Source organism: Aquabacterium sp., assembly GCF_041915145.1.
Taxonomy (GTDB): domain Bacteria; phylum Pseudomonadota; class Gammaproteobacteria; order Burkholderiales; family Burkholderiaceae_C; genus Aquabacterium.
On the sequence record NZ_JAYSBZ010000012.1, the window covers coordinates 17659 to 30482 of the forward strand.

Genomic DNA, 12824 nt, shown 5'->3' on the forward strand with positions numbered 1-12824 from the left:
CATGAACACACCGAATCGCCCCACCCCCGTCGTCGCCCAGGCGGCCCGTTGGGACCAAGCCCTGCCCCGTGGCACGGCGGCCTCGATTGAAGACGCCCACGTCGTCGGCAGCCAGCGCGTGCTGCGCAACACCTATGCCCTGCTGGCCATGACGCTCTTGTTCAGCGCTGGCGTGGCGGCCGCCAGCACCGCGCTGGCCCTGCCTGCCCCGGGCATCCTGCTGACCCTGGTGGGCTACTTCGGGCTGCTGTTCGCCGTCACCCGCTTGCGCAACAGCGGCTGGGGCGTTCTGGCGGTGTTCGGCCTCACCGGCTTCATGGGCTACACGCTGGGCCCGGTGCTGTCGCACACCCTGGCGCTGCCGGGTGGCGCGCAAACCATCACCCTGGCGCTGGGCGCCACGGGCGTGACCTTCCTGGCGCTGTCGGCCTGGGTGCTGGCCACGCGTCGCGATTTCACCTTCCTGGGCGGCTTCTTGTTTGCCGGCATGGTGATCGCGCTGCTGGCCGGTCTGGGCGCCATGTTCTTCAAGCTGCCAGCCTTGGGTCTGGCGGTATCGGCGATGGTCGCCCTGCTGTCGGCCGGGATGATCCTGTTCGAGACCAGCAACATCGTGCGCGGCGGCGAAACCAACTACGTGATGGCCACGGTCAGCCTGTTCGTCTCGCTGTTCAACCTGTTTACCAGCCTGCTGAGCCTCTTTGGCCTGGGCGGGTCGGACGAGTAAGCGTTGACGCCCTGACGGAGACCCGATGATGGAAACCGCACTCCAACTGCTGCACAGCCCGGTGTTCGGCACGGCCGCCTGGCTGTGGCTCGTGTTCGCCGGCGTCGTGCTGACGCTGCTCGCGCTGGACCTCGGCGTGCTGCACAAGGGCGACCGCGAGATCGGCGTGCGCGAAAGCCTCGTGCTGTCGGCCGGCTACATCGCCGCCTCGTCGGCTTTCGGCGCCTGGGTGTGGTGGCAGTTGGGGTCGCAGAGCGGCCTCGACTTCTTCACCGGCTTCCTCGTCGAGAAATCGCTGTCGATGGACAACGTGTTCGTCATCGCGATGGTCTTCGGCTTCTTCGCCGTGCCCCGCGCCTACCAGCACCGGGTCTTGTTCTGGGGCATCCTGGGCGTGATCGTGCTGCGCGCGATCATGATCGGACTGGGTGCGGCGCTGATCCATCAATTCAGCTGGGTGCTGTATGTGTTCGGCGCCTTCCTGGTGTTCACGGGCATCAAAATGTGGTTTGCCACCGACCACGCGCCCGACCTCGAGAACAACGCGCTGCTCAAGTTCATTCGCCGCCACCTGCGCATCACGCCGCAGCTGGAGGGCAACGCCTTCTTCGTCAGGAAGCCCGCCGGCGCGTCGGGCCGGTTGGTGGTGTGGGCGACGCCGCTGTTCCTGGCGCTGTGCATGGTCGAGTTCATCGACCTGGTGTTCGCGGTCGACTCGGTGCCGGCGATCTTCTCGGTCACCAGCGACCCGTTCATCGTCTACACCAGCAACATCTTCGCCATCCTGGGCTTGCGGGCGCTCTACTTTGCGCTGGCGGCCATGATCCACCGCTTCAGCTATCTCAAATACGCGCTGGCTCTGGTGCTGGTGTTCATCGGCGGCAAGATCTTCGCGAGCGAGTTGATCGGCAAGATCCCGGCCTCGATCTCGCTGGGCGTGACGCTCGCGCTGATTGCCGGCGGCGTGATCGTGTCGCTCATCAAGACGCGCCACCCGCCCGGCGCCGACGTGCAACCCGCGTGAGGCGGCGCGGATGATGCATGATGCGCGCTCACGCACTTGAACGGAGACCGCATTGGCATCATCCCCCGACCACATCAGCATGGCGCTCTTCTGCGACTTCGAGAACGTCGCCCTCGGCGTGCGCGATGCCAACTACGACAAGTTCGACATCAAGCGCGTGCTGGAGCGCCTGCTGCTCAAGGGCAGCATCGTCGTCAAGAAGGCCTATTGCGACTGGGAGCGCTACAAGGGCTTCAAGGCCGCGATGCACGAGGCCAACTTCGAGCTGATCGAGATCCCGCACGTGCGGCAGTCGGGCAAGAACTCGGCCGACATCCGGCTGGTGGTCGACGCGCTCGACCTCTGCTACACCAAGAGCCACGTCAACACCTTCGTCATCATCTCGGGCGACTCCGATTTTTCGCCGCTGGTCTCGAAGCTGCGCGAGAACGCCAAGTACGTGATCGGCGTGGGCGTCAAGCAGTCCACCTCCGACCTGCTGATCGCCAACTGCGACGAATTCATCTTCTACGACGACCTGGTGCGCGAGAGCCAGCGTCAGGCCCGGCGCGACAACCGCGACCAGCAACAGCCGCGTCGCAGCCCCGAAGAAGAACAACGCCGCCGCGCCGAGCTCGATGCCCGCCGCACCAAGGGTGTGACGATGGCCGTCGAGACCTACGAGGCGCTGGTCACCGACCGCGACGAGGGCGGACGCATCTGGGCATCCGTGCTCAAAGAGGCGCTCAAGCGTCGCAACCCGGGTTTCAGCGAGTCGTACTACGGCTTCCGCGCCTTCGGCAACCTGCTCGAAGAGGCGCAGGCGCGCGGGCTGCTCGAGTTCGGTCGCGACGACAAATCGGGCGCCTACGTCACGCGGGGCAGCGGCACCCCCAGCGTGCTGGCCGAACCGGTCGTTTCCACGACCGAGGCGCTGCCGGCTCCTCGTGCCGAAGCCCCGCCCGAACCGATCAGCATGGTGGCGCTGCCCGAAGAATCTGCAGAAGCGCCAGTCGCCACGCCCGAAGCCTCCGAGCCCGGGGCCGCCCGCCGACGTGGCCGCAGCCCGCGCAAGACGACCGCCAAACGCACTGAAGCGCCCGCACCCGGCTCGACGCCGTCGGCTCCAACGGACGACGCCCCGGCTCGCGTAGCGTCCGCCCCCGAGCCGGCCGAACCTGCTGGCGCCCCACCGGCCGCCAAGAAAAGCAGCTCGCGCGGCCGACGCCCCCGCAAGCCTGCCGCCAAGACGGCGGCCGAGTAACGCTCGCTCAGCGCATCACCGCGGCCCAATGCCGCTGCAGGCTGGGCAGCACCGCCTGCGGCGCCGCCACGATGCCCATGTGGCCGATGCCGGGCAGTGTCTCCACGCTGGCCTGCGGGTTGACCTCCGCCAGCCGCTCGACCATCGCGCGTGCCGGCGGCGTGGTGTGCTCGCCGCGCACCAGCGTCATCGGCGCGTCGACGCGGTAGTGCCCGAAGGGCTTGGGCTCGGTCGACACGCTCCACACCTCGCGGAACATCTTCCAGCCGACCGTGCGCGTCAAGTTCTTGGCCTTGTCGGGCATGCTGGCCCACATGCCGGGGTGGTTCCAGTAGTCGATGAAGCGCTCGATCCAGGCTTCGCTGCCGCCCGTGGCCTCGTCGAGCATCGAGTGTTCGCGGCCATAGAGCGCCTCGATGTCTGCCACCATGGCCGGGCTCAAGCGCTCGGGCTCGGCACGCAGCGCGCCGAACAGCACCGGCTCGTAGAGCCACAGCGAGCGCACCGCCACGCGGCCTTGCCGGGCGAGCTCCTGCGCCAGCACGAGCGCGGCGAACCCACCATACGAATGCCCGCCGAGGTGGACGCCGGTGGTGCCGGGCGGAATCTGCGCGAGCAAGTGCAGCACCTCGTCCTGCACCGAAAACGCGCTGCCCGCCGGCAGCAGATCGTCGGGCGCATAGCCCCGGTTGACCGGCGTGAGTGGTGTCACCCCGGGAGGCAATTCGGCCAGCAGCGGGCGCCACATGAACGGCCCGGTAGCGGTGGAGTGGATGAACAGGGCAACTTCGGACATGACTGGGCGCTCCGCAAAACTGCTTGCTTGGGCTTACTTCCAGCCGTCTTTCAACCCGGTGATCTTGTTGAACACCGGCTTGCCCGTCACGTGGTCCTTGCGGTCGGCCACGAAGTAGCCGAAACGCTCGAACTGGAACTTCTGATCGGGCTGCGCCTGCGCCAGTGACGGTTCGACGTAAGCCGTGACGATCCTCTTGCTGTCGGGATTCAAGCTGGCCTTGAAGTCCTTGCCTCCGGCGTCGGGTTGCGCCTCGGTGAACAGGCGGTCGTACAGGCGCACTTCGGCTTCGACGCCATCGGCCGCGCCCACCCAGGTGATCGCCGCCTTGACCTTGACGCTGTCAGCACCCGGCGTGCCGCTCTTGGTGTCGGGCACGACCGTGGCCAGCACCTCGACGACCCGGCCGTCGGCATCCTTGACGCAGCCGGTGCACTCGATCACGTAGCCGCCCTTGAGCCGCACCTTGTTGCCCGGGAAGAGCCGCTTGTAGCCCTTGGGCGGCACCTCTTCAAAGTCTTCGCGCTCGATCCACACATCGCGGCCGAGCTTGAAGTGGCGCAGCGGCGATTCGGTGCCCTCAGGAGGGTGCGGCAGCGCCGGCAGCGAGCACGGCTCCTGGTGGCCCGCGCCCATCACCTCGTCCCAGTTGGTGAGCGTGAGCTTGAGCGGGTCGAGCACCACCATGCCGCGGTGCGCCTTGCTTTCGAGGTCGTCGCGCAGGGCGATGTCGAGCGTGCTGTAGTCGATCCAGCTGTCGGCCTTGCTCACGCCGATGCGCTCGCAAAAGAGCTGGATGGCTTCGGGTGTGTAGCCGCGGCGACGCAGGCCGACGATGGTGGGCATGCGGGGGTCGTCCCAGCCTTCGACCACGCCCTCGTCCACCAAAGCTTTCAGCTTGCGCTTGGACGTGATCACGTAGGTCAGGTTGAGACGCGCGAATTCGTACTGGCGCGGCACGGGTTGCTTGAGCAGGCCACCCTCGGCGAGGCGCTCCAGCAGCCAGTCGTAGAACGGGCGCTGGTCTTCGAATTCGAGCGTGCAGATCGAATGGGTGATCTGCTCCAGCGCGTCTTCGATCGGGTGCGCGAAGGTGTACATCGGGTAGATGCACCACTTGTCGCCGGTGTTGTGGTGCGTGGCGCGGCGGATGCGGTAGATGGCCGGGTCGCGCATGTTGATGTTGGGCGCGGCCATGTCGATCTTGGCGCGCAGCACCATGCTGCCGTCCGGGTGCTGGCCGTCGCGCATCTCGCGAAAGCGCGCCAGGTTCTGCTCGGGCGTGCGCGAGCGGAAGGGGCTGTCCACCCCGGGCTTGGAAAAGTCGCCCCGGTTGACGCGCATCTCTTCGGGCGTCTGCTCGTCCACGTAGGCCAGGCCGGCTTCGATCAGGTACTCGGCGGCGCGGTACATGAAGTCGAAATAGTTGCTGGCGTAGAACAGGTGCGAGGCCCCGTTGGCCTCCCAGCCGAAGCCCAGCCACTTGACGGCGTCGAGGATGGAGTCGACGTATTCCTGCTCTTCCTTCTCGGGGTTGGTGTCGTCGAAACGCATGTGGCAGACGCCACCGTAGTCGCGCGCCAGACCGAAGTTCAGGCAGATGCTTTTGGCGTGCCCCACGTGCAGATAGCCGTTGGGCTCGGGCGGAAAGCGCGTGCGGATCTTGGCCGGGTCGGGCTGACCGGCCGCGTGGTGCGGCGCATCGCCCGGCGTGCCCGCCCAGTGGCGACCGGCGTAGGCGCCCTGCTCCAGGTCGCGCTCGATGATGCCGCGCAGAAAGTTGCTGGACTTGCCAGTGCTGTTGTCGTCAGTCGGAGCATTCATGCGCGAATTCTATCGAGGCCGATCGCGCGACTCTTGATGCGTCAGCGCTCAGGGCAGGACGCCCGCCGGCAAGGGCAGACCCGAGGCGGCAAACCAGTTCGCCAGGGCCTTGAAGTCGCCCCGATGGCTGGCCGACAACGCCCTGAACTGCTCGCGCGCTCGTGCCATCGCGGCGGCGTCGGGCTGGCCGTGCAGCGGGCGACGCAGCAACACCATGAACGGCGCCAGCGCGGTCTGCACGATTTGCCATGACGAGCCCAGAGCCTGGGCGGCATCCGCGAGCTCGTCCACGCTGAAGGCGGCGCGCATCGAGTTGAAGAAATCGGCCGTGAACTGGGGGGACTGCTCGGCCTGCCGGTCTTGCACCAGGAAGCGAATGGTGGCCAGCCGCCGCAGCCGCCCGAAGTCGGCCAGATAGACGCCTCCGCCCGGCTTGAGCACGCGCGCCGCCGAGCGCATGGCCTGTTGCAGCGCGCGGGTGTCGGCCAGGTGATGCAGCGACATCGTGCACATCACGGCATCCACGCTCGCGTCGGCCAGTCCGGCCAGCGCGCGCATGTCGCCCTGGCGCAGCGTGACGTTGCCCAGCGCGGCCTCGCGCAGGCTCGCTTCGGCCTGGCTCAGCATGCCGGGCGAGGCGTCCAGCCCGATGAAACGGGTGCCGGGGTGCAGACGGGCGATCCGCGCGAGCTGGTTACACGGGCCGCAGGCCATGTCGAGCACCACGCCCCCGGGCGGCATCGCCACGCTGGCATGCACCGCCAACAGCAGGTGGATCGGAGCGAGCGGGCCTTCGAGATCGCCCGACGCGGCATAGGCCTGCACCTGGGCTGGCGCGTCCATGACCAGATCGGGCTCGGGCACGCGAGGCAGCGCATGCCGATGAAAGGGCTCGCGCGCCATGTGGCTCATCATCATCAGCGTGGACCAGATCGACATGGCGACCGCGCCTCTTTCAACGGCTCAGCACGTTCACCGGCCGGCGCGGCGCCATCGTCTCGGACTTCTGCAGCACCCAGAACACGGCCAGGCCGCCGAACACGTTGTGCCGCTGCTCGACCAGCGGCGACGCCTCGAAGCGCGCGCCGCGCAGATCGGTGGCGCCCACGAAGGTGCCGACCACCATCTGCTCGCCCCGCCACAACAGCCCGGTGTTGACGGTGACGCCGCTGTAGCCTCCGCTGGCGCGGTAAACGGGGCGCGCCGGGCGGGCGTCGGCGCGCGTCACGCCGTAGTAGTAGTTGTTGAAGTCGCCGCTCTGGAACTTGGCGCTCACGTCGAGCCCGAAATCGAGCGGCAGCCCCCAAAGGCGCACCGGCTCGATGATGCGCAAGGTGGGGTCGCTGATCCAGCCGACATGTTCGGCGCCCCGCTCGAGCCCGGCGGCGTAACGCACCGGCCAGTGGAAGGCCCAGTAGCGCGGCCCGTCGCTGATGAATCGCAGCTTCAGCACCGGGCCCAGCTCGACCACCGGCGGCAGGTCGCGCATGCCTTCTCGCGCCGTGCCGCTCGAACGCACCGGCAGGGCACCGTTGAGCGAGAGATCGAGCCGCAGCGAGCCGTCATTGATCAGCGCCAGCCCCACGCCCTCGCGGTTGGCCTTCAGCCGGTCGCCCCGGTACACGCCGTAGGGCAGCGGCGCGGCGTGCACCCGCGTGACCGATGAGCCCAGGTAGGCCGGACCCCACAGCACGCCGCCGCCCGCGCCCCACTCCCACAGCGGCAGGTCGCGTTCGTTGTCGCCATCGCCTTCAAAGGCCTGCGCGGTGACGGCAGCCAGCAGGCACACCGCCACGCTCGAAATACGCTTCAAGCTTGTCATCGTCCGCTCTCGTCGATGGGGCCCGGCGCCGCGGAGGCATCCGCCGCGCCTTGCAGGTGCGCCAGCACCTCGTGCCGAGGCATGTTGACCACCAGGATCTCGACGGTCGCCACCTCGACTCCGGCGCCGCTCAGCACCGCGCTCACTGACGCCGCCGTGGGCGACATCTGGCGCGTGTGCACCTCGACGTCCACCCATTCATCGGGCCGCACCGGCTGCTTGAAGGCGCACTTGCGCACGCCGGCCAGCAAGCCGATCTGGTCGGCCCCCAGGCTGCGGGCATAGGCGTCGCCCACCAGGATGCCGACCCCGGCGACCTGCGCCGCGCCCTCGATCAGCAAGACGCCCGGCACCACGGGCATGCCCGGAAAGTGCCCCTGCATGGCGCCCGAGCGGCTGCTCCAACGCACCCGACCGCGATAGTGGTTGTGCGTCAGGATGGTGACGGCGTGCGCAAACAAGGCTTCGCCGCGATGAGGCAGCACCGCCTCGATGGCCGCCTGATCGAGTTCGATGGGATAGGTCAAGTCTGCCGACATCTCATGTGCCTTGCGCAAATGGAGGGCGCGCCGCTCGGCACGCGCCCTGGTCAAGCCCTGAGCAATGCCGATGGCCGCAACAGCCGCGCCATGCCGGCGCCCAGCAGCGCGCCCGAGCATACATCGAGCACCACGTGCTGCCGTATCGCCACCGTCGAGTAGGCAATGCCCACGCACCACAGCGCAGTTGCCACCCGCCACCGGCGCCCCACGCCGACGTAGGGCGCCATCCAGCGCAACCAGCAGGCCGAAAACACCGCCGTGGCCACGTGCAGCGACGGGCAGGCGTTGCCCGCGGTGTCCACGCCCTTGAGCACCGACAAACCGGGGTAGACCGCCCAGTCGATGTTCGACGGCGGCACCGCCGTGGGCCACAGCCAGAAGCAGGCGAGCCCGACCAGGCACAGCAACGCGATGCGCCAGCCGTAGCTCGCCACGTCGCGCCAGCGGACCATCAAGGCCACGGGCATCGACACGTAGAACCACAGCGACAGATAGATCAACACGGCCCACCATTGGAACGGGATCCAGGCATCGAGCCGGGTCAGCGGCATGGTGATGACCTCGCCTCGCGGGTTCTTGAGCAGGTGGATGTAGGCCGTGAAAAACAGCGTCATGAACGCCGACGTGCCCACCGCCTTCAGCCAGAACAGCGGCCAGACGCGGCGCCAGCCCCGCAGTGGCGTCATGGCGCGGCCACGCGCCGGGCCACAAGACAGGCGTTGCTGCCCCCAAAGGCGAACGAGTTCGACATGACGGCCTGGATGTCGCAGCCGCGCCGTGCCTGCAAGGGCACGTAGTCGAGATCGCAGCGCGGGTCGGGGTCGGTCAGGTTGGCGGTGGGCGGGATCGCGCCTCGGTTCATGGCCAGGATGCTGATCACCAGCTCGGCCGCGCCGCCCGCGCCGATCAGGTGACCATGCACGGCCTTGGTCGAGCTGACGGGCAACCGCGCCGCGTGCTCGCCGAACACGGCATGAATGGATTGCGTCTCGATCACGTCGCCTGCGTCGGTGGCCGTGCCGTGGGCGTTGAGGTAGTGGATGTCGGCCGGTTGCAGGCCCGCCTGCGCGAGAGCCTGCCGCATGGCCGCGACCTGGCCATCGACCGACGGGGCGGTGAGGTGCTGCGCGTCGCTGCTGCAGCCATAGCCGGCCACCTCGGCAAGGGCCCGCGCGCCGCGCGCCTGGGCATGCTCGGCGCTTTCGAGCACGAGCGCGGCAGCGCCTTCACCGAGCACGAAGCCGCTGCGACGCGCCGAGAAAGGCTTGCAACTCGCGGCGGGGTTGTCGGCGTCGGGCTTGGCCATCACGCGCAGCGCGTTCCAGGCCACCATGCAGCCGGCGGTCAGCATCGATTCGGCGCCCACCACCAGCACGGCGTCCAGGTAGCCGTGCGCGATGGCGCGCATGGCCTCGCCCACCGCCACGGCGGACGACGCGCACGCCACGGCGTAGGTGTTGGTGACGCCGCGCAGGCCGTAATGCATCGACAGCATCGCTGCGGAGGCATTGGCCATCATGCGCGGCACCGAGAGCGGGTGCACGACCGCCGCGCGACCCGAGCCTGCCCCCGCGCTCACGGCCTGAAAGTAGCGGCCGTAGAGTGCATCGAGCGTGTTCGCGCCCGCGAAGCCCACGCCGACGTAGGCCCCGAAGCGCTCGGCCTGCGGCAGCTGCCGGGGCGGGAGGCCCGCTTGCTGCATGGCCTCTTGCGCGGCCACCAGCGCCAGCAGCGTGGCGCGGTCGTGACCGGCGAATTGGCGGTCGAGCCGCGCGGCCGGGTCGCCCGCCACCTGCGCGACCAGCAGGTTGGGCAGACCGGCGCAGATGGCGGCCGGCGCGGGGGCGACGGCGCTGCGCGCCGCCAGCGTGCCCTCGAAACTGCTGTCCTTGTCCGCCCCGAGCGGCGAGATCATGCCGAGGCCGGTGACGAGGACCTTCCGCATCATGGCCGACCAGCGGACGCGCCCAACGCTTCAAGGTCGGGCAGTTCGCCACCATGGTGTGAGCGAACCTCGTCTTCGATGGCCTTGACCATGTCGTCGAAACGCATGTCGCGAAACCGCATGGGTTCGTCGATCTGGAAGCCGAAGCGGTCTTCGATTTCAAACAGCATTTCGACCATGCCCAGCGAGTCGAGCGCCAAGTCGGCAACCATGAGGTCGGGTCGATCGAACACGTTCGCCTCAACCTTGGCGTTGTCGATCAGATAGTTCTTGATGAGGGTATTCAGCATGTCCCTAGCCCTGCCCTGATGCTCGGCCGCCGTCGTTCCAGCGTCGTTCATTACGCAACGTCAACCCGCAGCACAAAGCTTGAAATTTTATCACCAGCGACATCCGGCGCTGAGCCTTGCTCCACCATTGGACGGTGCCTCGGGGCGACGACACATCCCTACAATACGCCACCGCTTTTTGGCGGCAATCTCGTCTTGCGCGAGACAAACGCCGCGTGCCGGCACGCCCGGCCCGAACGACTCCTGACCTGCACCACACACGCTGACCACCCATGACTGCCCCTCAAGTCTGTCCTGACGCTGCCCTCGAAGCCGAGGTGGCGAACCTGATCGTTTCCACGCTCAACCTGGAAATCACTGCAGCCGACATTGAGCCGACGGCGCCCCTTTATGGCGAAGGCCTGGGGCTGGACTCCATCGACATCCTCGAAATCGCGCTGGTGCTCTCGAAGCAATATGGCCTGCAGATCAAGGCCGACAGCAAGGACAACGTGCGAATCTTCGCCTCGCTGCGCAACCTGACCGCGCACATTGCCGCCCACCGCAGCAAATGAAGCCGGGCTTGAAATGGCTGGCCGTGGCCGGCGGACTCGTCGTGGGTGCCGCTTACCTCGGATTCAGCTATTTCGTGGCCGCCAGCGAGCGACCGCCGGCATTGGCCGTGCTGATCGGGCTGCTGCCGATGCTGGCCCTGATGCTGTCGCAGGCGCTGCGCGTGCAGCCGCGCGGCCTGGCGCTGGCCGTGAGCCTGGCGCTGAGCGCGGGCATCGTGGCCAGCCTCGATCTGCTGCGTCAGCACGTGGCCTGGCTCTATCTCGTGCAGCACATCGGGGCCATGCTGGCACTGGGCCTGACCTTCGGGGTCACGCTGGGCAACGGGCACGAGCAGGCCTTGTGCTCGCAGATCGCCGCGCTCATGTCGCCCGAGCCGCTTGACGCCCGCCACCAGCGCTACACATGGCAGGTCACCGCGGCCTGGACGGCGTTCTTCCTGTGCAGCGCCCTCGTGTCGGCCGGCTTGTTCGCGTGGGCGCCGGTCACCTGGTGGTCGCTGTTCGCCAACGTGCTGACACCCGTGCTCACCGGCGCCATGTTCGTCGTTGAATATCTGGTGCGCGTGCGCGTGCTGCCCGACCGCCCGCACCTGACCATCGCCGGCACCGTGATGGCCTATCAGCGCTTCAAGCAGGGCCGGCGCTAGCGTCGCCACCCGCCCCTGAAAGCCTCCGCCCCTTGCCTCCCGAAGTCCACGCCATGAGCCGTCTGCTGCCCCTGTTGCCCGATCTGCCGGACGACGCTCCGGTGAGCCGCTGCCACGGCCGCCCCGTGAGCCGCGCGGCACTGGTGCGCCAGGTCGAGGCCGTGGCGCGGACCCTGCCCGACACCGACGCCGCCATCAACCTGTGCCTCGACCGCCACTGGTTCGCCGTCGGCTTGCTGGCCTGCATCCAGCGCGGCATCCTGACGCTGCTGCCCAACTCCAACGCGCCGCTGCATCTGGCCGACTTGTGCCAGCGCCACCCCGGAGCCATCGCGCTGGGCGACCAGGCCGAGCCGCTGTTGTCGTGCAGCCCCTGGGTCCGGGTGGACGAAGCCGGAGCGGCCCGGGCCGGCGCGCCCACCCCGACGCCCCTCGCCTCGCGGCCCGCCGGGCAGACGATCGCCCGCTTCTACACCTCGGGCTCCACGGGCGAACCCAAGGCCTGCGACAAGACACTCGGCCATCTGCTGGCCGGGCACCACGCCGCCGTGGCGCGCATCCACGCGCTCACCGGCGGGCCCTGCCCGGTGGTCGGCACCTCGAGCTTTCGGCACATGTTCGGCTTCGAGGCCACCGTGACGCTGCCGCTGTGGGGCGGCGGCAGCCTGAGCCCGGACACCCCGTTCTTCCCGGCCGACGTGGCGCAGGCGCTGGCCGATCTGCCCGCGCCGGCGCTGCTCGTGACCACGCCCTACCACTTGCGCAAGATGCTCGAGGCCGACATCGCCTTCCCGCGCTGCGCCGGACTGCTGTCGGCCACCGCGCCGCTGTCGCCCGCCCTGGCCGCGCAAGCCGAGGCGCGCTTTCAGGCCCCGCTGCTCGAAATCTACGGTTCGACCGAGCTGGGCATGATGGCCACGCGCCGCGCCAGTCAGGACAGCCACTGGCAACTGCTCGACGGCTTCGCGCTGCGCTCGACCGAGTCCGGTTTCGAGGCCAGCGGCCCCGCGCTGGCCCAGCCGCAACAGCTGCACGATCTGATCGAGCCGCTTGACGCCACCCGCTTTCGCCTGATCGATCGCAGCAGCAACCTGATCAACGTGGTCGGCAAGCGCAGCTCGCTGGGCTTCTTGAACCAGGTGCTGCAAGGCCTTCCGGGCGTGGTGGACGGCGTGTTCTGCGTGCCGCCGGGCTCGACACATCACGATGTCGCGCGGCTGGCCGCCTTCGTGGTCGCGCCCGGGCTGACCCCGCCCGACATCGCGGCCGGCTTGCGCGCGCACGTCGACCCCGTCTTCCTGCCGCGCCCGATCATCATGCTGCCCGCGCTGCCGCGCGACGCCAACGCCAAGCTGCCCGCCGCCGCGCTCGACGCGCTGATGACGCAGCACCTCGCCGCCAAGCCCTGAC

At 68.5% G+C, this 12824-nt stretch carries 14 protein-coding genes; 6 read left to right on the plus strand and 8 right to left on the minus strand.

What is annotated here, in order from left to right:
- Position 1: 1 nt before the first annotated feature.
- Genes ACE3SS_RS03850 through ACE3SS_RS03860 form a run of 3 tightly spaced genes read left to right on the plus strand, consistent with a single transcriptional unit; the run spans position 2 to position 2994 of the window.
- Positions 2-727: a Bax inhibitor-1/YccA family protein gene (locus ACE3SS_RS03850; RefSeq protein WP_374591529.1), complete on the plus strand. Its 726-nt coding sequence runs from the start codon at positions 2-4 to the stop codon at positions 725-727.
- A 28-nt stretch (positions 728-755) separates the two neighbouring features.
- On the plus strand, positions 756-1751 hold the full coding sequence (locus tag ACE3SS_RS03855; RefSeq protein ID WP_374591531.1) for a TerC family protein: 996 nt from the start codon (positions 756-758) through the stop codon (positions 1749-1751).
- Between the two features lie 52 nt (positions 1752-1803).
- Positions 1804-2994 (plus strand): NYN domain-containing protein, encoded by a 1191-nt coding sequence (locus ACE3SS_RS03860; RefSeq protein WP_374591533.1) that lies wholly within the window; start codon positions 1804-1806, stop codon positions 2992-2994.
- Between the two features lie 7 nt (positions 2995-3001).
- Here the strand turns inward: ACE3SS_RS03860 and ACE3SS_RS03865 are convergent, their stop codons facing one another.
- The 8 genes from ACE3SS_RS03865 to ACE3SS_RS03900 all read right to left on the minus strand — a co-directional run bounded on the left by ACE3SS_RS03865 (position 3002) and on the right by ACE3SS_RS03900 (position 10213).
- Positions 3002-3790 carry an alpha/beta fold hydrolase gene (locus ACE3SS_RS03865; RefSeq protein ID WP_374591535.1) on the minus strand — a complete coding sequence of 263 codons (789 nt, stop codon included), beginning with the start codon at positions 3788-3790 and terminating at the stop codon, positions 3002-3004.
- A 33-nt stretch (positions 3791-3823) separates the two neighbouring features.
- On the minus strand, positions 3824-5614 hold the full coding sequence (locus ACE3SS_RS03870; protein ID WP_374591537.1) for a glutamine--tRNA ligase/YqeY domain fusion protein: 1791 nt from the start codon (positions 5612-5614) through the stop codon (positions 3824-3826).
- A 48-nt stretch (positions 5615-5662) separates the two neighbouring features.
- Positions 5663-6553 carry a methyltransferase domain-containing protein gene (locus ACE3SS_RS03875; RefSeq protein WP_374591539.1) on the minus strand — a complete coding sequence of 297 codons (891 nt, stop codon included), beginning with the start codon at positions 6551-6553 and terminating at the stop codon, positions 5663-5665.
- Between the two features lie 16 nt (positions 6554-6569).
- On the minus strand, positions 6570-7436 hold the full coding sequence (locus ACE3SS_RS03880; protein ID WP_374591541.1) for a MipA/OmpV family protein: 867 nt from the start codon (positions 7434-7436) through the stop codon (positions 6570-6572).
- Positions 7433-7963 (minus strand): 3-hydroxyacyl-ACP dehydratase FabZ family protein, encoded by a 531-nt coding sequence (locus ACE3SS_RS03885; protein ID WP_374591543.1) that lies wholly within the window; start codon positions 7961-7963, stop codon positions 7433-7435. Before ACE3SS_RS03885 ends, ACE3SS_RS03880 begins: the two co-directional genes overlap by 4 nt.
- A gap of 62 nt (positions 7964-8025) precedes the next feature.
- Positions 8026-8664 carry a phosphatase PAP2 family protein gene (locus ACE3SS_RS03890; RefSeq protein ID WP_374591545.1) on the minus strand — a complete coding sequence of 213 codons (639 nt, stop codon included), beginning with the start codon at positions 8662-8664 and terminating at the stop codon, positions 8026-8028.
- Complete coding sequence (locus ACE3SS_RS03895) at positions 8661-9923, minus strand: beta-ketoacyl synthase (RefSeq protein ID WP_374591547.1); 1263 nt, start codon at positions 9921-9923, stop codon at positions 8661-8663. The genes ACE3SS_RS03890 and ACE3SS_RS03895 overlap by 4 nt, the downstream gene beginning before the upstream one ends.
- Positions 9923-10213 (minus strand): acyl carrier protein, encoded by a 291-nt coding sequence (locus tag ACE3SS_RS03900; RefSeq protein WP_374591549.1) that lies wholly within the window; start codon positions 10211-10213, stop codon positions 9923-9925. Before ACE3SS_RS03900 ends, ACE3SS_RS03895 begins: the two co-directional genes overlap by 1 nt.
- Before the next feature lie 272 nt (positions 10214-10485).
- Between ACE3SS_RS03900 and ACE3SS_RS03905 the strand changes: the two genes are divergently transcribed.
- Genes ACE3SS_RS03905 through ACE3SS_RS03915 form a run of 3 tightly spaced genes read left to right on the plus strand, consistent with a single transcriptional unit; the run spans position 10486 to position 12823 of the window.
- Positions 10486-10767, plus strand: coding sequence for a phosphopantetheine-binding protein (locus ACE3SS_RS03905; protein WP_374591551.1), 282 nt, complete (start codon positions 10486-10488; stop codon positions 10765-10767).
- 8 nt (positions 10768-10775) lie between these two features.
- Positions 10776-11414: a hypothetical protein gene (locus ACE3SS_RS03910; protein WP_374591553.1), complete on the plus strand. Its 639-nt coding sequence runs from the start codon at positions 10776-10778 to the stop codon at positions 11412-11414.
- A 53-nt stretch (positions 11415-11467) separates the two neighbouring features.
- Complete coding sequence (locus ACE3SS_RS03915) at positions 11468-12823, plus strand: AMP-binding protein (protein ID WP_374591555.1); 1356 nt, start codon at positions 11468-11470, stop codon at positions 12821-12823.
- Position 12824 lies beyond the last annotated feature (1 nt).

Bases quoted from the DNA above. Each gene is read 5' to 3' on its own strand.
- ACE3SS_RS03905 (WP_374591551.1), top strand. From the start codon at position 10,486: ATGACTGCCCCTCAAGTCTGTCCTGACGCTGCCCTCGAAGCCGAGGTG.
- ACE3SS_RS03865 (WP_374591535.1), bottom strand. From the start codon at position 3,790: ATGTCCGAAGTTGCCCTGTTCATCCACTCCACCGCTACCGGGCCGTTC.
- ACE3SS_RS03900 (WP_374591549.1), bottom strand. From the start codon at position 10,213: ATGCTGAATACCCTCATCAAGAACTATCTGATCGACAACGCCAAGGTT.
- ACE3SS_RS03855 (WP_374591531.1), top strand. From the start codon at position 756: ATGGAAACCGCACTCCAACTGCTGCACAGCCCGGTGTTCGGCACGGCC.
- ACE3SS_RS03890 (WP_374591545.1), bottom strand. From the start codon at position 8,664: ATGACGCCACTGCGGGGCTGGCGCCGCGTCTGGCCGCTGTTCTGGCTG.
- ACE3SS_RS03895 (WP_374591547.1), bottom strand. From the start codon at position 9,923: ATGCGGAAGGTCCTCGTCACCGGCCTCGGCATGATCTCGCCGCTCGGG.
- ACE3SS_RS03880 (WP_374591541.1), bottom strand. From the start codon at position 7,436: ATGACAAGCTTGAAGCGTATTTCGAGCGTGGCGGTGTGCCTGCTGGCT.
- ACE3SS_RS03850 (WP_374591529.1), top strand. From the start codon at position 2: ATGAACACACCGAATCGCCCCACCCCCGTCGTCGCCCAGGCGGCCCGT.
- ACE3SS_RS03875 (WP_374591539.1), bottom strand. From the start codon at position 6,553: ATGTCGATCTGGTCCACGCTGATGATGATGAGCCACATGGCGCGCGAG.
- ACE3SS_RS03915 (WP_374591555.1), top strand. From the start codon at position 11,468: ATGAGCCGTCTGCTGCCCCTGTTGCCCGATCTGCCGGACGACGCTCCG.
- ACE3SS_RS03870 (WP_374591537.1), bottom strand. From the start codon at position 5,614: ATGAATGCTCCGACTGACGACAACAGCACTGGCAAGTCCAGCAACTTT.